The following is a 19,389-nucleotide window of genomic DNA, read 5'->3' as shown; positions in this document are numbered from 1 at the left end:
CCCATGCCCAAAGACGCCTATACCCCCTATCAGTTCCCCGATTTGACGCATCTGTTTGCGCCGCGCTCGATCGCCGTTGTGGGCGCGTCCGAAAAGGAGCATTCGATCGGCAACCACGCGATGAAAAACATCGTGGAGCATTCCAAATTCGCTGGCACGCTCTATCCGGTGAACCCCAAGCAAGACAGCGTGATGGGGATCAAATGCTATCCCGATATGGCCTCGCTGCCCGAGGCCGTCGATGTAGTGGTGGTGGTCATCCCTGCGCCTTTCGTGCGCGAGACGGTGGAGCAGGCAGGGCAAAAAGGCTGCGGCTTTGCGGTGATCCTGACCTCTGGGTTTTCGGAGGCCGATGATTGGGGCCGCGAGGAAGAGGCCAAGCTGGTCGAGATTTCGCAGCGCACCGGCATCCGCATCTATGGCCCCAACTGCCCTGGCTTGGTGAATTTGACGATGCCGCTGGGCATGACCTTCTCCCCCGCTTTCAAGGATGACATTGCCCCTGGCGTGATCGGACTTGCGACCCAAGGCGGCGGTTTGGGCCGCAATATGATCCAACACAACGTGCGCGGCATGGGGTTTGGCAATTGGTCGTCTTCGGGCAATGAATGCGATCTGCAAGTCGCAGATTTCGTGCATCACATGGCAGGCGATCCGGCGGTCAAGGTGATCTGTTGCCTGATTGAGGGCTTCAAGGACGGTGCGCGTTTTGCGGCTGCCTGCGCCGAAGCGGCGCGGCAGGGCAAGCCGGTGGTCGGCCTCAAAGTGGGCCGGTCGGAATACGGCGCCAAAGCCGCCGCCTCCCATACCGCCTCGATCACCGGATCGGCCGAAGTCAATTCATGCGTCTTTGCCCAAATGGGCGTGGTCGAAGTCGATGACATCGACGAGATGATGGATGTGGCCATGTTGTTCACCCGCAAGATGCCCAAGGGCGACGAGAAGATCGCGGTCTTTGCCAGCTCTGGCGGCGCGGCGTCGCTTTGCGCCGATAATGTCGGGATTAGCGCGCTCGAAATGGCCGAGTTCACCCCCGAAACTGCCAAACGCTTGGCTGATGCGCTGCCCGCCTATGCGGGGATGACCAACCCTGTCGATACGACCTCAATCTCGATCTCCCACCCCGAAGCCTACCGCGAGGCGCTGACGGCAGTGGCGCAGGATGCAAATGTCGGCATCGTTCTGGCGCCTCTGCCGATGGACTACGGGCAGTATTCGGTGATCAACGCGCAATCGCTCGCCGCCGCGCAGGCGCAATCGCAAGTGCCGATTGTGCCGATCTGGATGTCCGAGCGCCAAGGCGATGGCTATAAGGCCTTGGCCAAATCGGGCCATGTGCCCTTCCGCAGCCTGCGCAACATGCGCAAGGCGGTGCGGCGCTGGATCGATTATGGCAAATGGCTCAACACCGCCGATCATGCTTGGTCCCCCGCGATCATCGCGCAAGGCTCGAGCGGCGAGGCGGGCGAGGCGCGCACCATGACAGAGGCCGAGGGCAAGCGCGCGCTGGCCGCCGCAGGCGTGCCCGTCACCGCCCCCGAAGTGGCAAGCAGCGCCGATGAGGCCAAAGCCATCGCGGCCAAAATGGGCGGCACGGTTGCGATGAAAATCGTCAGCGCGCAGATCACTCATAAATCCGACATTGGCGGCGTCAAATTGGGCGTCGCACCCGATGAGGCCGCCGCCGCTTTTGACGTGATCATGAGCAATGCCAAGATCGCTGCGCCGAAGGCGACGCTCGACGGTGTGTTGATCGAGCCGATGGCCCCCGCAGGCGGGCTTGAAGCCTTCGTCGGCGTCTCGCGCGATCCGGTTTTCGGGCAGGTCATGACCTTTGGCCTTGGCGGCATCTACGTCGAGATTTTCGCCGATGTCACGCGGCGCATGTTGCCGGTCACCCCGATGGCGGCGCAAGAGATGATCGGGGCGCTGACCTCGTCAAAGCTGCTGAGCGGTTATCGCGGGCAACCCAAGCGCGACACGGCCGCCTTGGCCGATTTGATCGTCAAAGTATCCGATTTCGTGATGGCCACCCCTGCATTGACCGAAATGGATATCAATCCGGTCTGGGTCGGCACCGAAGGCGAAGGGGTCATGGCGCTCGACGCTGTGATCGTGGTCGAGACATGAGCGGCCCGCTGCACGGCATAACGGTCGCCGATTTCTCCGAGTTGCTCCCTGGTCCGTTTATGACAGGGGCCATGGCCGAAATGGGCGCGGATGTGATCAAGATCGAACGTCCGGGCGGCGACAGCCTGCGCCACACCTCGCCAGGCACCTTCGAGATCGTCAATCGCGGCAAGGCCTCGGTGGCGCTCGACCTGAAAGACGCGGCGGGGCGCAGCGAAGCCATCGAGATCGTCAAAAGCGCCGATGTGATGGTCGAAGGCTTTCGCCCTGGCGTGATGCAAAAACTGGGCCTCGGGTATGAGGCCATGGCGGCCCTGAACCCGAAGCTGGTCTATATCTCCATGTCGGGATACGGCGCGAGCGGGCCGATGGTGCGCGCACCGGGGCATGATTTGAACTATCTCGCGCTGGCAGGTGTGACCTCGCTTTGCGGCGCGCCCGACGGGGCGCCGGATCATACGTTCGGCTTGCCGGTCGCGGATTTGGGCGGGGCGCTTTACGGTCTGGCCACGGTCAATGCCGCGCTCTTGCAACGCGCCAACACGGGGCGCGGTCAGTTTATCGACCTGTCGATTGCCGACTGTCTGGCCCATTGGGTCAATCCGCGCCGCGGGGTGTTTAACGCGGGCGCCGTCCACGATTTGGCCCAGCAACGGCAAATCGCCTTGGTCCGTCCGGCCTATGGCGTGTTTGCCTGCGCGGATGGGGCCATCTCGATTGCCGCGCTGGAGGGGCATTTTTGGAAAAACCTGTGCCAAGCGATTGATTTGGGCGCCTATGCGGATGCGGCCTATGACGGCTTGGCCGCGCGGCGCGCCGAACCGGCGGCGATCAATGCCGCGATTGCCAAGGCCATCGCCCCGCTTACACGCGCGCAGGCCATGCAGGCGATGGAGGCGCATGACGTCCCCGCCAGTCCGGTTTTGAGCGTCGATGAAGCCGCCGCCTCAGAACATTTCAAAGCCCGCGGCCTGATCACGCAAACCAAAGCAGGGCCGGCGACGCCCTTCCCCGTGCAACTCGAAGGGATGCGCCGCGACATGCCGCCAGCGCCTGCGCTCGGCGCAATGAAAGGAGCGCCCTCATGACGCCCGAAGAGCCTCCCAAACCGCCGATGCTGGCGGGGTTCAATGTGCTTGAACTTGCGGCGGGCGCCGTGGTTCTGGCCATTGGCGTTATCGTAAGCGCCGAGAGCATGACCTATCCGATGGGCAGCTTGCGCAATGTGGGCGCGGGGATTTTCCCGATGCTGCTCGGCTTTGTGATGTCGGCGCTGGGGCTGGCGATCATTTTTGAAGGCCGCGTTTCATTGGCCGTTGCGCCCAAAGTGCCGTGGCGCGCGATGTTTGCGATCTGCGCCGCGCTTGGCGCCTTTGCATTTCTGATCGACCGCGCCGGAGCCTATGCGGCGATTTTCGCGCTGATCTTTTTGGCCGGACTGGCTGACAAAACCTTCCGGCCGCTGACCTTGCTGATTATCGCCCTGTCGCTGTGCGGCTTTGTCACCGCCTTGGTCTTCGGCTTTCGCGGGATGGTGAATATGGACCTTTTGCCGGGAGGCTGACGAATGGAACTTTGGAGCAATATGTCGCTTGGCTTTGCGGTGGCGGTCTCGTGGTCGAGCCTTTGGGCCTGTTTCATTGGCGTGACGCTGGGCACGTTCATCGGCGTTTTGCCAGGTGTCGGGGCCTTGGCGGGGATTTCTTTGCTGATGCCGCTGACCTTCGGCCAATCGGCGACCGATGCGATTGTGATGCTTGCGGGCATTTACTACGGCTCGATCTATGGCGGATCGACGGCGGCGATTTTGCTCAACCTGCCCGGATCGGTGACCTCGGCGGTGACCTGTTTTGACGGCTACCCGATGGCGCAAAAGGGCGAGGCCGGCAAAGCCTTGGCGATGACGACCTTGGCCTCGTTCATCGGCGGCTGTTTCTCGATTGTGTTGATGATGGCCTTTGCCGCGCCGCTTGTCGCCGTGGCGCAAAGCTTTGGCAGCCCCGAATATTTCGCCATGACGATCCTTGGGCTGCTGGCGGCCTCCACGCTTTCGCAAGGCTCGCCGGTCAAAGGCATTGCGATGGTCGTCGTGGGGCTTTTGCTCGGTCTGGTGGGCACCGACATCCAATCGGGGGTGGCGCGGTTTACCTTCGGCAGCCGCGAATTGCTTGACGGGATTTCTTTGGTGGTTCTGGCGATGGGGCTGTTCGGGGTGTCCGAAATTTTGGTCAATTTCACCTCGATGCATTTCGCCACCACACGGCAAAAAGTCGACACCTCATGGGCCGCGATGTGGCCGACCAAAAAGGAATGGAAAAGCACCTCCGGCTCTATGACCCGCGGCTCGGTGATCGGCGCTGTGATCGGCATCTTGCCCGGCGCGGGGGCGGCCATCGCGGCTTTCGTCGCCTATTCGGTCGAGAAGAAGATGTCGAAAACGCCCGAGCGCTTTGGCAATGGCGCAATCGAGGGTCTCGCCGCATCGGAGACGGCGAATAATTCGGCGGCCCAAGCCGCCTTTATCCCGACCATGAGCCTTGGCATCCCCGGATCGGCGACCATGGCGCTTTTGCTTGGCGCGCTCTTGATCCACGGGGTGCAACCGGGGCCTTTGGTGATCTCGACCAACCCAGAGCTGTTTTGGGGCTTGATCGCCAGTTTCTGGATCGGCAACCTGCTGCTGCTCGTGCTGAACCTGCCGCTGATCGGGATATGGGTGCGGATGCTGATGATCCCCTATCATATCCTCTATCCGTGCATCTTGTTCTTCATCTGCCTCGGCGCCTATTCGGCGCGCAGCAATCCGGTTGATATCGGTCTGGTGATCTTCTTCGGGCTGATGGGCTACGGCATGAAACTGCTGCAACTGCCCGCCGCGCCGCTGCTTTTGGGGCTCGTTCTCGGCCCGATGGCCGAAGAGCATTTCCGCCGCTCGCTATTGCTGTCGCGCGGCGATGCCACTGTTTTCGTCACGCAACCGATCAGCGCGGGTCTCTTGGCCGTGGCAGTGATCATCGTGGCCTCCACCATTCGCAGTTCGCTGCGCAAAAGGCGGCAAATCATCGCCGCGCAAATGGCCCAGAGCGGTCAAATCTAGGGAGAGAGAGAATGCTAAAGTCCTTTCTGAAACACATCGCGGCCGGAGCGCTTGTATTGTCCGCCACCGCGACCTACGCCGACGATTTCCCCAGCAAGCCGATCACATGGATCGTGCCCTATACTCCGGGCGGGATCACCGACACGCGCTCGCGGTTGATCGCGGATGAATTCGGCAAAGCCTTGGGCGAAACTGTGATCGTCGAAAACAAACCCGGTGCGGGGGGCACTTTGGGGGTTGAGTATGTCTCGCGCGCCGATCCCGACGGCTACACGATCATCTATGGCTCTTTGGGCACCTTCGCCGCGGCGCCCTCGCTTTACAAGACCCTGCGCTATGACAGCGTCAAGGATTTCGCCCCGATCCATATGATGGCCCTGTCGCCCAATACGCTGATCGCTTACAAGGACCGGCCCTATAATACGCCCGAAGAATTGGTCGCCTATGCCAAAGAGCACCCCGGTGAGGTGACCGTCGGTTTGGCGGGGATCGGCACGGGGACGCATTTGGCGTCGGAACTGTTTGCCAATGCGGCGGGGGTCGAATTCTTGCAGGTGCCCTATAAGGGGTCCGCGCCCATGCTCAATGATTTGATCGCGGGGCGGCTCGATATTGCTTTTGACTATGCGGTCTCGACGGCGGGGCATGTCGAATCCGGTTCGGTCAAAGTCTTGGGCGTGACCTCGGAGCAGCGGCTCGATCTTTTCCCCGATGCGAAAACCATGATCGAAGCGGGCATCCCCGAGGCCACGACCGGTTCGTGGTCGGGCATCATGGCCCCTGCGGGCACACCGCCCGAGCGGATCAAAATCTTGATCGACGCTTTTGACACGGCAATGAAATCCGCACCTGTGGTCGAGGCAATGGCCCGCGTTCAAAGCCAGATGGTCGATATGGACGGCGAAGAAATGGGCACCTTCATCGCCGCAGAGCGTGATCGCTGGAGCATGATCATCGAAAAAGCCGGGATCGAGAAACGCTAGGTCTCGTCGCAGCACATGCAAAAGGGGGCCTGCTTATTGGGCCCCCTTTTTCGTTCCATGTCAGGCGGTTTAGCGTCCTGCGGTCACGCCCACCAGCTGCGCCGAGACGATATCGGCGAGGTTGGAGGCAAAGAAGGTCACCGCTTTGGCGACATCCTCGGCCTCGGCCAGACGCGGCATGGGTGTGAAAGTCAACGAGCGTTGCTTGAGCTTCTCATAATCGGCCCGCGCCTTGAGCCGCGGCGTTGCCACCAATCCCGGAGCAATCGCATTGGCGGTGATATTGAACGCTCCGGCTTCGCGCGCCAAAGCATTGGTAAAGCCGATCAAACCGGCCTTGGCGGCGCTATAGTTGGTTTGCCCCTTATTGCCCAGATAGGCCATCGACGACATGTTGATGATGCGGCCCCATTTGCGCTCCATCATTGCGGGCATCACCGCGCGGCAACAATGAAACGCGCCCTTGAGCACGACGTTATGAACGTCATCCCAATCGTCTTCATCCATCTTGAGCATATATTTATCGCGCGCAAATCCGGCGTTGTTGACCAAGATGTCGCAAGGCCCCAAGGCCTGTGCAGCCTCGGCGAATACCGCGTTGACCGACGCTTTATCGGTGATGTCCACCACGCCGGTCCAGATCTTGGCTTGTGGCACCGCATTGAGGATGTCCTCGCGCGCTGAATCAAGCGCCTCTTGCGAAATATCGAGCAAGGCGATCAAAGCCCCCTCGCCCGCCAGCATCCTGCCCGTGGCGCGCCCGATGCCGCCGCCACCGCCGGTGATAAATGCCGTGCGCCCTGTCAGACCTAAATCCATTGCCCTTCCCTCCATGAAACTTACTCATGAGTAAATTTATTGCACTTAACCCCACCCAATGCAATTATTGCAGTTGTATGGCGGGTAAAAAATTTCTACCCTTGAGTAGAAAATCGGAGGAGAAGCAATGCCGGAGTTGGAAAAACCCGACCTATACACCTTGGCGGACGACGGTCGGCGGCTGCATTTGATTATGGGCCACTGCACGCAATGTGAAAAGCATCATTTCCCGAAAACCGGCTATGGCTGTCCCAATTGCGGCGCGGTGCCCGAACATGTCCGCTCCGAACTTGGCGAGGGGCGCGCAACGCTTTTGACCTTCATAACCTTGCACGCAAAGCTCGTGCCCACTTTGGAGGTGCCGTGCATCGTGGGAGAGGCGCAAATCGCCGACGGAATGATCGAAGAGGTCATGCTCTTGGGCGCGGCAGAGCAATACCGCGACGGCATGGCGCTTCAGGCCGTGGCCCATGAGGTCACGCGCGGCGAGCGCAATGTTCTGGCCTGCCGTTTCGCACCGGCGGAGGATTAGATCATGCAAACCCTCAATGACATGCGCCCTGTCTATGTGATCGGTGTTGGCATGCATAAATACCAATTTGCCTCTGACACGCTCTATATCGACATGGGCCTGACGGCGGTGCGCGGCGCGCTGTCGGATGCGGGCATAGAGTTCCCCCAGATCGAGAGCGCCCATATCGGGTGCACCGGCATTGGCATGGCCGCGGGGCGGATCATGTTCAACCATCTGGGTTCAACCGGACTGGCCTGCACGCAGGTGGAAAACGCCTCGGCCTCCGGCTCCTCGGCCTTCCAGATGGCGGTGCTTGAGGTTGCTGCAGGACGGCGCGATGTGGCTTTGGCCGTGGGCGTGGACAAATACGGCGATCAGGTCCGTGCCGTCGCCAAGGAAAAGGTGAACCGGCTGTCCGACACGGCGAGCATTCCCTTGGTCAAATATGCGATCATGGCCGAATACCTCAAAAAGAAAAAAGGGCTGAGCGCCGAAGATCTCGCGCGTGTCGCCTCCAAGAACCACACCAATGCCTCGAAAAACCCGTTTGCGCAGTTCCAAAAGCCGCGCAGCGTAGAGCAGGTCTTGGCCTCGACCCTTGTGGCGGGCACGACGACCTCTTTGATGTGCTGCCCGCGCGGAGACGGGGCCGCCGCGGCGATTGTCGCCAGCGAGGATGCGATCCACCGCCTCGGGATCAACGGCGACAAACCGATCCGCGTCACCGCATCGGTCCTGCAATCGGAGCGGCCGCAAGTGGGGCGCGAAATCCCCTCGGTCACCTTGGCGCAAAGGGTTGCCGAAATGGCCTATGCCGAGGCAGGGATCACTCCCGATGCGCTGGATGTGGTCGAATTGCATGACGCCTTTGCCATCGAGGAAATCCTCTACACGGAAACCTTCGGCCTCGCTCCCAAGGGCGAAGGACAGCATTTCTTGCGCGATGGCGGCAGCGCGATCGGCGGGAAATGCTGTGTAAACTCATCGGGAGGGCTGATCGGGCAAGGCCATCCTCTTGGCCCCACAGGCCTTGGCCAAATCCATGAAATCACACGCCAATTGCGCGGTGAGAACGGCGAGCGGCAACAGCCCGATGCCAAGATCGGCATGGCCCATATGATCGGCCTCGGGTCGATCTCGATTGCCCATATTTTGCAAAAGGATTGAGTGATGAGCGATTACGAAACGCTGCTGTATTCCGCCGAAAATGGCGTGGCCACCGTCACGTTGAACCGGCCGGACCGGATGAACACTTTGGGCGGGTCGATGAAACAGGACCTGTGGCATGTCTTCACCGACCGGATGCTCAACGACCGTTCGATCCGCTGTGTGATCCTGACTGGCGCGGGGGATCGCGCCTTTTGCGCGGGGGCCGATATCAAGGAGCGCGCGGGCAACCGCCCGCCACCCGCCGAATATTTCGCGCGGCAAAAATTCACCCATGAGCTGACCCGCACCATCGAGAATTTTGAACGCCCCGTAATTGCCGCGATCAATGGCGTGGCCTTGGGCGGCGGCATGGAAATCGCGCTATGCGCCGATATTCGCATCGCGGCCGATCATGCGCGCTTTGGCCTGCCCGAAGTCAAGCTTGGCGTATTGCCCGCCGCAGGGGGCACACAGCGGATGCCGCGCATCGTGGGCGAATCCAAGGCAAAAGAACTGATGTATACGGGCCGGATGATGGGCGCCGAAGAGGCGCTTGGTTGCGGATTGGTTAGCCAGATCGCCGCGCAGGCGGATTTGATGGAGACCGCCATGACCCTCGCGCGCGACATCGCCGACAAACCGCCCCTATCGGTCGCCTTTATCAAGAACGCGATCAATACGGGAATGCAGGTCGGGATGGACGCAGGGCTGGAATATGAACGCCTTGGCGCGGCCATGCTCATCGACAGCGATGATCGCAAGGAGGGGATGGCCGCCTTCCTCGAAAAGCGTAAACCGAACTTCACGGGGCGCTAAGATGTTTCGAACGCGCCTGACAGAGCTTTTCGGGATGCGCCATCCGATCATCGTCGGCGGCATGATGTGGCATTCCAAATCCGAATTTGTCGCCGCCTGCGCGCGCGCGGGCGCCATGGCGTTTCTGACCCCCAAAAGCCACCCCGATCCCGAAAGCTTCGAGGCGGATTTGATCCGCTGCATCGAGTTGGCCGAGGGCGCGCCTTTTGGTGTGAATTTTTCAATCTCGCGCTTTAGGTCCAATGAAATCAACGACCGATGCCTCAAAATCGCACAATCCCACGGCATCACGCGGTTCGAAACCGCTGGCAGCCACCCTGGCGAGATGATCGAGCGCATTCATGATGGCGGCGGTGTGCTCATCCATAAATCCACGCAATTGCGCCACGCCCTCAAGGCCGCGCGCTCGGGCGTTGATGCGGTGACGATCGTGGGGATGGAAGCGGGCGGACATCCGGGCACAAATCCGCACCCCAGCCATGTGATTTTGGCCAATGCTCTGGAGCAAACCGATGTTCCTTTGGCCATGGGCGGGGCGATTGGAACGGGGCGCCAAGTGCTCGGCGCATTGGCGCAGGGCGCCGATGCCGCTGTCGTGGTCAGCCGTTTTCTGGCCAGCGCCGAGATCGACGCGCATCCCAACTACAAGGCCCGCATTGTCGAGGCGCAGATGGATGATACGGTGGCCGTGCTCCATTCGATCAAGGACACATGGCGCGTGCTCAACAACCGGACCGCCAAGCTCATCCAACGGATGGAAAAAGAGCTTGGGGACGCGGCGAAACACTCTGACTTCGGCGATATGGTGCGCGGTGACCACGGGCGCCGCCATGCCTATATCGGCGGCGATGCCGAGACCGGTTTGATGTCCATGTCGGCCGGAGCAGCGCAGGCGCGAGAGGTCGAAAGCGCCGAGCAGATCATCGCCACTTTGGTTCAGGAAATGGAGGCGGCTTGGCGCGGCTTGGCGCAGTGCCGGATTGCCGACCGCGCCGCAACGCAGCGCGCTTGAACTTGGCAATAGCCGTTCTAAGATAGGTGCAGCGCCGCCCGCCTGTGGCCTCGATTTCAGGCGCATGGCCGAACATAAAGGACAATCACATGGCACACCGCAAAGGCCGGATCGAAGACGCACGGCTCACCCGCGGCGCGGGGCGCTACGGCGATGATAGGCCCAAGGGCGATGCGGTTTTCGGCGTGTTTGTACGCTCCGATATGGCCTCGGCGCTGCTGCGCGGCATCGACACATCGGGCGCGCGCGAAATGGAGGGGGTGATCGCCGTTTTGACCGGCGCGGATCTGGCGGCCGACGGCGTCGGGCCGGTGCAGGTCCCGTTCAAGATGGACGGACCGGACGGCCGCGTATGGACATCAACGGACCGCAGCTTGCTGGTCACCGACCGTGTTCGCCATGTGGGCGAGCCTTTGGCATTGGTCATCGCCAAGACCCGCGCGGCGGCAATGGACGCCGCCGAGGCCGTCACCGCCGATCTCGATGACCTGCCCGCCGTGACCACTTTGGATGAGGCCAGAGCCGAAGGCGCGGCCCTTGTGCATGAGGGCCGCGCTGGAAATTTATGCGCCCAATGGGCGCACGGCGATTGGGAGGCAGCAGGCAGTGCGATCGACGCCTCGGCGCATCAGGTCTCGATCACCGTGCCGATCACGCGGGTAACAACGGTCGCGATGGAGCCGCGCAACGCCTATGCCGCGCCTTTGGGTGAGGGTCGCTTCGAGCTATACTGCAGCCACCAGAACCCCATCGCATTGCGCGGGGCGGTTGCCGCCGCGTTTGATATGGAGCCCGCGCAGATCCAATGCCACGCGGGCGATGTCGGCGGCGCCTTCGGGATGAAATCCGGCCCGCTGCGCGAGGAATTATTGATCTTTTGGGCGGCGCGGCGGCTGGGCCGTGCGGTGCAATGGTGCGCCACACGCAGCGAAGATTTCCTGATCGACGAGGCGGGGCGCGACATGCGCTTTACCTGCCGCTTGGGCCTAAGCGAAACGGGCGAATTCACCGCGATGCAATTTGACGCCGAATTCAACGTCGGCGCATATGCCTCTTTGCGCTCCATCGTAATGGTGAGCAATTTTGGCGGCGTTGCGGGGGTTTACCGCACGCCGCTGATCGCGGGGCGAATGTCGGCATGGTTGACCCATACGGTGCCCACCGCCCCTTACCGCGGCGCGGGCCGGCCCGAGGCGACGCTCGCGGTCGAGGCCTTGATTGACGCCGCCGCGCATCAATGCGGCTTTGACCCCGTCGAACTTAGACGCCAAAATCTGATCCGCGCCGAGGAGATGCCGTGGAAAAGCCCGTTTATCTTTGACTATGACTGCGGCGATTTCGCCCGCGTGATGGATAAGGGGCTGGCGCGCGCCGATTGGGAGGGCTTCGCGGCGCGCCATGCGCGGGCCGCGGCGCGCGGGAAGGTGCGCGGGCGCGGGATTGCGCTTTGCATTGAAACTGCAGGCGGGATTTTCGGCAATCCGGGGCAGGATTTTACCAATGTGGAATTCCTTGCCGACGGTTCGGTCACCCTTGATGTCGGCACGTTTTCCGCCGGATCGGGGCTTGAGACCTCATTGACCGATCTGGCCGCCACCGCCTTGGAAATCGCCCCCGAAAGGATCACCTACCGCCAAGGCGATACCGATATTTTGGACCATGGCAAAGGCATGGGCGGATCGGCGGCGATGCCGCAAGGCGCGCCTGCGCTGCGCGACGGCGTGGCCAAGGCGCTTGAGGCGGCGCGCGCGCTGGCTTGCGATGTATTGGAGGCCGACACCCGCGATATCGTTTATGAAAGCGGCGCCTTTCGCATTGATGGCACCGACCGCGCGGTCACCTTGCAAGCCCTCGCGCAAACCGCCGCCGAGCGCGGCATAAGACTGCGCGGTGAGGGCAGCTTTGCCCCCGCGGCGCCGACCTTTCCCAACGGATGCCATATCTGCGAGGTCGAGATCGACCCCGAAACCGGCAAATGCGAAATCATGTCCTATACGGGCATCGAAGACATCGGCACGGTGATCAACGCCCAATTGGCCGAAGGGCAAATTCACGGCGGCGTCGTGCAAGGGCTTGGGCAGATCCTTTGCGAAGAAATCCGCCTCTCGCCCCAAGAGGGGCAGCTATTGTCCGGCTCCTTCATGGATTACGCCATGCCGCGCGCCTCTGATGTGCCGTTTCTGACCACCGGTTTCGAGCCGGTGCCCACCAAGGTCAACCCTTTGGGCGCAAAGGGCGTTGGCGAGGCGGGAACGGTCGGCGCCTTGGCGGCAGGGTTCAATGCCCTGCGCGATGCGATGCGACAGTTGGGGGTGCAGAGCTTTGATATGCCCGCCTCCCCCGGACGGGTGTGGCAGGCGATCCATGAGGCGCGCGGCTAAAGCTTGACCGCCGCCTCGATGCCGTCCTCGCTCTCGCTGCCTGGCAAAAAGCGAAAGGTGCCGACGGCATGGGCGATAAGCTGGCCTTTGTCGTCGTGTATTTCGCCAGCGGAGTGATAGATTTTATATCCCGCATTGGTGACCCGCCCGACCACGCGCAAGGTGCCGAATTTGACCTTGCCCGTGTAGTTCACCGTCAAGGACAAGGTGATGGCTTGGCGCACGCGGCCCTCATGCGGGCAATATAGCCCCGCCCCCGAACAGGCCGAATCCAGCATCGTGGCATAGACCCCGCCATGCACGATATCCGCGCGGTTCCAATGGCGCTCGTCGATCTTGATCTCGCCGACGATGCGCCCTTTTTCGCGCTCGATCATGTCAAAACCGAGCAGCCGGTGAAATCCGCCTTGGTCGTATTTTGCAGGGTTGTCGCGCGCCGTCTGGGCGCTTGTCTTTGGTTCGGTCTTGGTCATGGTTTTGCCTCCGATGATGAGGGTCGCGCACGGTATTGCAAGGCCGCCTGCCCCGTCGCGATCAGATGTCCGGTTTCGTCATGCACCATCCCTTCAGCGAAAAAGCTGCGCGCGCCGCCGCCCAATTTGCGCCCGGTGGCGATCAAGATGTCACCCTTGGGCAAAGAGATGAATTTGCAATCCAAAGAGAGGGTCACGGCGGTGCGGCTGTCCATATCGGGCCCCTGACAGGTGCCGCAAAAGCCGCAAACGGAATCGAGCAATAGCGCGTAGATCCCGCCGTGGGGGATGTTGTTGCGGTTCTTGTGCAGCTGCGTGAGCCGCAATTCGATCACCGCGCGGCCGACCTCCCATTCGGTCACGCGATAGCCCAGCGTGCTTTGCAAAAGATAGGGGTCGGCGGTCACCGGATTATAGGGCGTCATCGATCTGCGATATCCTCAAGCGTCGCCACCTTTGGCGCGAAACGAAGCTGCGCGCCGGTTTTTTCCTGCAAGCTTTCGGGACTTTCGGTGGCAACCATGTCGGTCACCAAAGGCCCCTGCGGCCCGATCTCGATCACCGCAAGATCGGTGTAGATGCGGCTCACGACCCCCGCCCCCGTCAGGGGGTAGGCGCAGCGCTCCAAGATGCGCGGCGCGCCCGACTTTTCCGTATGGCTCATCAAAACCCAAATCCGCTGCGCCCCTGCGGCGAGGTCCATCGCCCCGCCAATCGCGGGCAAGATATCGTCGGCGTCGCGCGACCAATTGGCGATATCGCCGTTGGCCGCCACTTGATAGGCGCCCAAGACACACAGGTCGAGATGCCCGCCGCGCACGATTGCGAAACTTTCGGCGTGGTTGAAAAAGCTCGCCCCCTTGAGCGCGGTGATCGGCTTTTTGCCAGCATTGATCAACGTCCAATCCTCCTCGCCCTCGGCGGCGGCCGGACCCATGCCCAAAATCCCGTTCTCCGAGTGAAACACCACCTCGCGCGCGCCGATATGGTCGGCGACCAGTTCGGGAATGCCGATCCCCAAATTGACGTGCCAGCCTTCGGGGATGTCGCGGGCCAATCGCGCGGCAATGGCGCTGCGCCCGAGGCGGCTCATGCGGCCTTCTCCGGCGTTGGCCATGCGGCGTCGGGCACGGGCTGTGATTGCATCAATACATCGGTGTAGATGCCCGGTGTGATGACCTGTTCGGGCGGGATGGCGCCCAAGGGGACGATCTCATCGGCTTCGACAATCGTGCGCCGCCCCGCCGCCGCAACGAGCGGGCAAAAATTACGCGCCAGATTGAGATAGGTCAGATTGCCCCAACGATCGGCGCGATGCGCTTTGACCAAGGCGAAATCGGCGGTCAAAGCGCGTTCCATCACATAGCCGCGCCCGTCAAACTCGCGGGTTTCCTTGCCTTGGGCGATCAATGTGCCAAAGCCCGTGGGCGTGAAAAACGCCGGTATTCCCGCACCGCCCGCGCGCAGACGTTCGGCCAATGTGCCTTGCGGTGTGACCTCAAGCTCAAGCACGCCCGCGCGCACCAGACGCTCGATCTCGCCCTGCATCGCACCTCGCGGGAAGGAGCAGATCAGCCGCCGCACCCGCCCCGCCAAAAGCAAGGAGGCAAGCCCCATATGGCCTTCACCTGCGTTGTTGGAGATCAGCGTGATGTCGCGGGTGCCGCGGTCGAGCAAGGCCTTGATCAACATGTTCGGGCGTCCGCTTTCGCCAAAGCCCGAGATGGCTATACAGGCGCCATCCTGCACGCCGTCCAGCGCCTGCGCCATATCTTCACATCTGCGGTCCAGCATGGCCCCTCCCTCGCGCGGGTCACATAAAATTGTTCCAAGTGTTCATTAATTCTACCCATGCGTCAATGCCGTTGTCGTCAGGTCTTCGCGCGCGCGTTGCTGCGCCCGTGCAAAGGTGCAAGAGACAAGCTGCCCGCTGGGCGCAGCAGGGCATCGCGGTGGCGCGTTGGCCACCTTGCCGCATAGGAACGAGGGGGGAAGAAACGAGGCGGCCACCTCGGCGCGGCCCGCTTCAAACGGAGTGTTAGTTGGCCTGCTCGGGCTCTTCGGCGGGGAGAAGCGCGATCAGACGCGTGTCTGGGGCTCCGTTTATGGGGTCATCGCTGCGCACCATTTTCAATTCTCCGGCTGCGGTCACCCAGCCGAGCAACTTTGCCTCGGGGTTTGTCTCGCGCCACTCTTTCGCGCCGAATTCCTCGGTCAAACGAGTCAAAGCGATGCGCCACCCCGCCGCCAGTTTGGCGTTCAACTCGTCCAAGGTTTCAGCCCCGCCGAAATTGCGCCCGCCGAGCGTTTTGGGCAATGCGTGGCGGGCGCTGTCGCTCTTTTGGCGCCCCAACTGAAACACATTCGCGCGCCCGAACTCCGGCGACAAATCGGTGGCGACCAGCGTGTTGTAGGCATCATTGTCCGTGGCGGCGATCACCGTCCCATAAGAGATAATCTCGACGGAATGTTCGGCAGCTTCGGACAGGATATCGCCGTAGTATACAGGCAAGCCCTCGGCGCGCGCGCCCCGCAAACGGCTAAGGTTAGGATCCGTCACAAGCACCGGCAGGCCCGCTTTGGTGACGGCTTTGCCCAAAGCAATCGAAAACTTTGACCCACCAATCAGCAATAACCCCGGCTCTTCGCCGTCGGCCAACCCCAACAACCGCGCGAAGGGGATCAAGGTAAAGCCATGGAGCACCACAGTGACTGCCACCAATACAAAGGCCAAGGGGGCAATCAACGCGCCGTCTTCGACCCCGATTGCGCCAAGACGCTCCCCGAACAGGCCGGCAACCGCGACCAAGACCACCCCGCGCGGCCCCGTCATGCCAACCAGAACGCGTTCGTTCCAAGGCAGGTCAGATCCGGCAAGCGACACCAGAACGGTCAAGGGCCGTGCCACAAGAACGACCAGCGCCACAAACACCGCCGCGCGCCAATCCAGTTGTGTCAGCAGTTGGAATTTCATCGATGCCGCAAGCAAGATGAACACGCCGGAGACGAGCAAAACCGTCGCATGTTCTTTGAAGCGGCGCAGCTCCTCATAGGACGGCAAGCGCGCATTGGCGATCCAGACCCCCATGACCGTGACGGCCAAAAGCCCGCTTTCATGCAGCACTTGGTCGGAGATCGCGAAGACCACGATCAGCACGGTGAAAAGGATCGGCACCTTCATATATTCGGGGACATAGCCACGTTTGAAGGCCACCGCGATGCCCCAGCCGCCCAAAATACCCAGCCCCGACGCAATGACGATGCCAACCGCAAGCTGGCCAAGGGCGCTGGAAAGCGTTTCTGTCGCACGCAAGACCAACACGACTTCATAGGCCAGAACCGCCGCCAAAGCGCCGATCGGGTCATTGACGATCGCTTCCCATTGCAACAGCGCCGCGGGACGCCGCGGCAACCGCGCTTGGCGCAGCATCGGCGCGATCACGGTCGGCCCTGTGACGATCATGATGCCGCCGAAAACCGCCGAGCTTTCCCAGCCCAGTCCAGCGCCGTAATGCAGCACCAATGTCGATACCAACCACCCCAAGGGCGCGCCGATGAATACCAATCGCCTGACCCCGTCCGCGGCGTCGAGCAGGTGGCTCCGGTTCAAGGTCAAACCGCCCTCGAACAAAATCACCGCGACAGCCAGCGAGATGATCGGCCCCGTAAGCGCCCCGATGTCTCGCACAGGATCAAATATTCCGGTTGCCGGACCGATGATCAAACCGGACACCAGCATCAATACAATTGCTGGCATGTTGAGCCGCCACGCGAGCCATTGTGAGCCGACGCCCAAGGCACCCACCAAGGCAATCGCCATCATTGGGTCCAAAGCACCCTGTGTTTCTGCAATTGCCATGATGAGGTTCTCCTGTTTCGCGCTGCGAATGTCTCAACTTCGCGGTGGAATGGCAATATGCTGTGTAGACGCCCCACGCGCGTCAAAAACCCGAGGCAAATAGAAAGGGCCGGCCAGCCCCCCATGAGAGGCGCGGAAAATTGCGCGATTTCAAATTGTTATCTGTCGCCGCCTCCGCGCAGCCACGCGCCGCGCGGCCCGTGTCACATCCGCGCTCGAAGGAGTTTGATCGGCAAGCTGCGAAGTGGCAATCCCGATCCGGCAGGTCAGAAGTTCGGGAAAGAGTTTTGCGCTGGGGTTCGAGAACTCGTTGTGCGCCTCGAGGAAAGGCTTTGCGCATGGCCTGTGCGGCGGCGCGGCGCGGAAATTTTGCCCTCGCGCCCTAACGCCCTTCGGCGCGGCCTTGTTCTCCTCGTGTGCCCAATGTTGGGTTCGGGCGCCGAGGCGGATGTCTGCGGCGTGCGTTCCGATTTCTCGCCTGACCGCCCGCCTTGGGGGCTAAGACGCGCCAAAATCCGCCGTTTTCATGCCGTCAAGAACGGCCCCGCTGGCTGCTGGCGTCAAGCAGCCGAACGGCAAGCGCCAACCCGATCCCTTGCGCGTGGATCGAGTTGGCGCCCGTTCAGGTTTGAAGGCGGTTAGATCACGAAGAGTTCTTCGCCGCCTCCACCGCCACCGCCATCGAAAACGAACACCTCGACGTCCAGAGTTGCGGTTGAGCCCCCTTCAATCCCATAGGTGAATTGGGTATGCGCGGTTTCCGTCTCGCCGAGGTGATCAAATTCGTTATTGGCAGAGAAATCGACCGTTCCGTCCGCATAGACGATGAGCAACCCGCCGTTCGAGCCAGCATAGATCGTGCTTTCGTCCAAGGCCGCGCCATTTACGGAGGTGACATCGCCCGCATAGGGCTGCCCTTCCGCGGTGGTGTCGTTCTCAAGCAGGCTGAAGACCAAATTATCAAGCGGATCGGGAATTCCGAAATCGCTGAAGGTCTCATCGGTGGTGACCGTCATCGTATCGTTCGCGGCGATGTTTGTTGGCTCGGGCGGCTCGGTGATGATGGGATCGGAAGTGCCGCTGATCTTGACGGAGCCATTGCGATTTCCGTCGATCTCTCCCACGGAGGTCAGACGCACAGCAAAGTCTTGTCCCAAGACATCTGCGATTGCCAGAGGTGATCCATCCGAAGTCGACAGGGAAAAAGACGTGGACCGGATGTCATCTGCGCCAATGCCCGCCGTGCCGAACTGCACGCCAATGTCGAACTTGCCATCTTCCTTGACGACTTCCCCGTTGACGTTGTTGTAGCCATCCACCTTCGTCACCGAGTTGGCATCGAGGTTCTCGCCGGTCAAATCTGCGCCGGTCACGGACAGGTTATCGGTGATTGAATCGTCGGCCAGATCGAAAAACAACCCGTTGAGATCGCCGATGACTCCGGTGTCGTCCAACACGTCCAAATCGAAGAGCAGCGAGCCGTCCGATTGTTCGGCAATCGTGACGCCCACTTTGACCGCGCCGTCGGTAATCTCAAAATACATCGTGTTCATTGGAGGTCCCTTGTTTGTGATGCTGGCGCACAAGGTGAATGCGGAGTTGGGCGCAAAAGCGTTTCAATTAAGTCGGATCTGTGGCACGCGCCAACCGGAGCCCACGCAATGCTCTGCGGATCGGAATATATATGTGAAAGCAATTACTTAACGCTAAGATGAGAACCGCGATCAATTTGAGTTGAATGCCTTCGCATATGCCCCCAACGCCTCTGTCATTGGCCTGACCTCCCAAGCTCCTCTCGATTTGTGCCGAGTCCGATCATCTGAAGGACGGACCATTGAAGACGACTTCACCGACGGAGAAATCATCCAGATGATCGTCGCAAATTAGGCCGTCCAAGTGTAAAGCGATTTGGCGCTTGCCCCCAAACTTCACTGGCCGCATATCCACGCTCGACAACCTGCGCTACATGTTCCTGCTTGAACTCGTCGGTAGACCGTATTCCCTTATTCATATCCGTCTCTCCTTGGTTCCAAAAACACCAAGCAAAGCGTCTACACATCTAAGGGCAATTCACTCCGCTTCCGGTCTTTCTTTCCACTTTCCGCCTCGCGGCTTCGCTCTGCCTGTTTCCATTCTGCTTCCAGCGTAGCACCACT

General features: G+C 61.1%; 17 protein-coding genes. 10 read left to right on the top strand and 7 right to left on the bottom strand.

The window, feature by feature from the left end:
• Positions 1 to 3 precede the first annotated feature (3 nt).
• Genes ABWV64_RS13130 through ABWV64_RS13110 form a run of 5 tightly spaced genes read left to right on the top strand, consistent with a single transcriptional unit; the run spans position 4 to position 6,210 of the window.
• Entirely contained in the window at positions 4 to 2,130 is a 2,127-nt protein-coding gene (locus ABWV64_RS13130; RefSeq protein ID WP_353346003.1) for an acetate--CoA ligase family protein, read from the top strand.
• Positions 2,127 to 3,218, top strand: coding sequence for a CaiB/BaiF CoA transferase family protein (locus ABWV64_RS13125; protein WP_353346001.1), 1,092 nt, complete (start codon positions 2,127 to 2,129; stop codon positions 3,216 to 3,218). The genes ABWV64_RS13130 and ABWV64_RS13125 overlap by 4 nt, the downstream gene beginning before the upstream one ends.
• Positions 3,215 to 3,694, top strand: a complete 480-nt coding sequence (locus tag ABWV64_RS13120) for a tripartite tricarboxylate transporter TctB family protein (protein ID WP_353345999.1) — start codon at positions 3,215 to 3,217, stop codon at positions 3,692 to 3,694. Before ABWV64_RS13125 ends, ABWV64_RS13120 begins: the two co-directional genes overlap by 4 nt.
• A 3-nt stretch (positions 3,695 to 3,697) precedes the next feature.
• Positions 3,698 to 5,227 (top strand): tripartite tricarboxylate transporter permease, encoded by a 1,530-nt coding sequence (locus ABWV64_RS13115; protein WP_353345997.1) that lies wholly within the window; start codon positions 3,698 to 3,700, stop codon positions 5,225 to 5,227.
• An 11-nt stretch (positions 5,228 to 5,238) separates the two neighbouring features.
• Positions 5,239 to 6,210: a Bug family tripartite tricarboxylate transporter substrate binding protein gene (locus tag ABWV64_RS13110; protein ID WP_353345995.1), complete on the top strand. Its 972-nt coding sequence runs from the start codon at positions 5,239 to 5,241 to the stop codon at positions 6,208 to 6,210.
• Positions 6,211 to 6,279: 69 nt separating this feature from the next.
• Here the strand turns inward: ABWV64_RS13110 and fabG are convergent, their stop codons facing one another.
• Entirely contained in the window at positions 6,280 to 7,029 is a 750-nt protein-coding gene (gene fabG, locus ABWV64_RS13105; RefSeq protein ID WP_353345993.1) for a 3-oxoacyl-ACP reductase FabG, read from the bottom strand.
• Positions 7,030 to 7,156: 127 nt separating this feature from the next.
• Between fabG and ABWV64_RS13100 the strand changes: the two genes are divergently transcribed.
• From ABWV64_RS13100 to ABWV64_RS13080, 5 genes are all read left to right on the top strand, one after another.
• A complete protein-coding gene (locus ABWV64_RS13100) occupies positions 7,157 to 7,561 on the top strand; it encodes a Zn-ribbon domain-containing OB-fold protein (RefSeq protein ID WP_353345991.1) in 405 nt (134 codons plus the stop codon).
• A 3-nt stretch (positions 7,562 to 7,564) separates the two neighbouring features.
• Complete coding sequence (locus tag ABWV64_RS13095) at positions 7,565 to 8,710, top strand: thiolase family protein (protein ID WP_353345989.1); 1,146 nt, start codon at positions 7,565 to 7,567, stop codon at positions 8,708 to 8,710.
• 3 nt (positions 8,711 to 8,713) lie between these two features.
• Complete coding sequence (locus ABWV64_RS13090; protein ID WP_353345987.1) at positions 8,714 to 9,508, top strand: enoyl-CoA hydratase/isomerase family protein; 795 nt, start codon at positions 8,714 to 8,716, stop codon at positions 9,506 to 9,508.
• Position 9,509: 1 nt separating this feature from the next.
• The gene (locus ABWV64_RS13085) at positions 9,510 to 10,520 is read left to right on the top strand and encodes an NAD(P)H-dependent flavin oxidoreductase (protein WP_353345985.1); all 1,011 of its coding nucleotides are present in this window, start codon (positions 9,510 to 9,512) and stop codon (positions 10,518 to 10,520) included.
• Positions 10,521 to 10,609: 89 nt separating this feature from the next.
• Complete coding sequence (locus ABWV64_RS13080) at positions 10,610 to 12,901, top strand: xanthine dehydrogenase family protein molybdopterin-binding subunit (RefSeq protein ID WP_353345983.1); 2,292 nt, start codon at positions 10,610 to 10,612, stop codon at positions 12,899 to 12,901.
• Here ABWV64_RS13080 and ABWV64_RS13075 read toward each other — a convergent pair.
• From ABWV64_RS13075 to ABWV64_RS13050, 6 genes are all read right to left on the bottom strand, one after another.
• Positions 12,898 to 13,374, bottom strand: a complete 477-nt coding sequence (locus tag ABWV64_RS13075; protein WP_353345981.1) for a PaaI family thioesterase — start codon at positions 13,372 to 13,374, stop codon at positions 12,898 to 12,900. The genes ABWV64_RS13080 and ABWV64_RS13075 overlap by 4 nt on opposite strands.
• Positions 13,371 to 13,799 (bottom strand): PaaI family thioesterase, encoded by a 429-nt coding sequence (locus tag ABWV64_RS13070; protein WP_353345979.1) that lies wholly within the window; start codon positions 13,797 to 13,799, stop codon positions 13,371 to 13,373. The genes ABWV64_RS13075 and ABWV64_RS13070 overlap by 4 nt, the downstream gene beginning before the upstream one ends.
• The gene (locus ABWV64_RS13065) at positions 13,796 to 14,467 is read right to left on the bottom strand and encodes a 3-oxoacid CoA-transferase subunit B (protein ID WP_353345977.1); all 672 of its coding nucleotides are present in this window, start codon (positions 14,465 to 14,467) and stop codon (positions 13,796 to 13,798) included. The genes ABWV64_RS13070 and ABWV64_RS13065 overlap by 4 nt, the downstream gene beginning before the upstream one ends.
• On the bottom strand, positions 14,464 to 15,168 hold the full coding sequence (locus tag ABWV64_RS13060; RefSeq protein ID WP_353345975.1) for a 3-oxoacid CoA-transferase subunit A: 705 nt from the start codon (positions 15,166 to 15,168) through the stop codon (positions 14,464 to 14,466). Before ABWV64_RS13060 ends, ABWV64_RS13065 begins: the two co-directional genes overlap by 4 nt.
• Positions 15,169 to 15,412: 244 nt before the next feature.
• The gene (locus ABWV64_RS13055; RefSeq protein WP_353345973.1) at positions 15,413 to 17,233 is read right to left on the bottom strand and encodes a cation:proton antiporter; all 1,821 of its coding nucleotides are present in this window, start codon (positions 17,231 to 17,233) and stop codon (positions 15,413 to 15,415) included.
• A 638-nt stretch (positions 17,234 to 17,871) separates the two neighbouring features.
• Positions 17,872 to 18,786, bottom strand: a complete 915-nt coding sequence (locus tag ABWV64_RS13050) for a hypothetical protein (protein WP_353345971.1) — start codon at positions 18,784 to 18,786, stop codon at positions 17,872 to 17,874.
• Between the last annotated feature and the right edge of the window lie 603 nt (positions 18,787 to 19,389).

Origin of the sequence: Litorivita sp. NS0012-18 (genome assembly GCF_040371945.1) — a bacterium.
Taxonomy (GTDB): domain Bacteria; phylum Pseudomonadota; class Alphaproteobacteria; order Rhodobacterales; family Rhodobacteraceae; genus Litorivita.
This window is presented reverse-complemented; position numbering and strand designations above follow the sequence as displayed.

Excerpts from the sequence above, each read along its gene's own strand:
- ABWV64_RS13120 (WP_353345999.1), top strand. The coding sequence starts at position 3,215 with ATGACGCCCGAAGAGCCTCCCAAACCGCCGATGCTGGCGGGGTTCAAT.
- ABWV64_RS13090 (WP_353345987.1), top strand. The coding sequence starts at position 8,714 with ATGAGCGATTACGAAACGCTGCTGTATTCCGCCGAAAATGGCGTGGCC.
- ABWV64_RS13115 (WP_353345997.1), top strand. The coding sequence starts at position 3,698 with ATGGAACTTTGGAGCAATATGTCGCTTGGCTTTGCGGTGGCGGTCTCG.
- ABWV64_RS13130 (WP_353346003.1), top strand. The coding sequence starts at position 4 with ATGCCCAAAGACGCCTATACCCCCTATCAGTTCCCCGATTTGACGCAT.
- ABWV64_RS13085 (WP_353345985.1), top strand. The coding sequence starts at position 9,510 with ATGTTTCGAACGCGCCTGACAGAGCTTTTCGGGATGCGCCATCCGATC.
- ABWV64_RS13065 (WP_353345977.1), bottom strand. The coding sequence starts at position 14,467 with ATGAGCCGCCTCGGGCGCAGCGCCATTGCCGCGCGATTGGCCCGCGAC.
- ABWV64_RS13110 (WP_353345995.1), top strand. The coding sequence starts at position 5,239 with ATGCTAAAGTCCTTTCTGAAACACATCGCGGCCGGAGCGCTTGTATTG.
- ABWV64_RS13095 (WP_353345989.1), top strand. The coding sequence starts at position 7,565 with ATGCAAACCCTCAATGACATGCGCCCTGTCTATGTGATCGGTGTTGGC.
- ABWV64_RS13060 (WP_353345975.1), bottom strand. The coding sequence starts at position 15,168 with ATGCTGGACCGCAGATGTGAAGATATGGCGCAGGCGCTGGACGGCGTG.
- ABWV64_RS13075 (WP_353345981.1), bottom strand. The coding sequence starts at position 13,374 with ATGACCAAGACCGAACCAAAGACAAGCGCCCAGACGGCGCGCGACAAC.
- ABWV64_RS13055 (WP_353345973.1), bottom strand. The coding sequence starts at position 17,233 with ATGGCAATTGCAGAAACACAGGGTGCTTTGGACCCAATGATGGCGATT.
- ABWV64_RS13100 (WP_353345991.1), top strand. The coding sequence starts at position 7,157 with ATGCCGGAGTTGGAAAAACCCGACCTATACACCTTGGCGGACGACGGT.
- ABWV64_RS13050 (WP_353345971.1), bottom strand. The coding sequence starts at position 18,786 with ATGAACACGATGTATTTTGAGATTACCGACGGCGCGGTCAAAGTGGGC.
- ABWV64_RS13080 (WP_353345983.1), top strand. The coding sequence starts at position 10,610 with ATGGCACACCGCAAAGGCCGGATCGAAGACGCACGGCTCACCCGCGGC.
- ABWV64_RS13125 (WP_353346001.1), top strand. The coding sequence starts at position 2,127 with ATGAGCGGCCCGCTGCACGGCATAACGGTCGCCGATTTCTCCGAGTTG.
- ABWV64_RS13070 (WP_353345979.1), bottom strand. The coding sequence starts at position 13,799 with ATGACGCCCTATAATCCGGTGACCGCCGACCCCTATCTTTTGCAAAGC.
- fabG (WP_353345993.1), bottom strand. The coding sequence starts at position 7,029 with ATGGATTTAGGTCTGACAGGGCGCACGGCATTTATCACCGGCGGTGGC.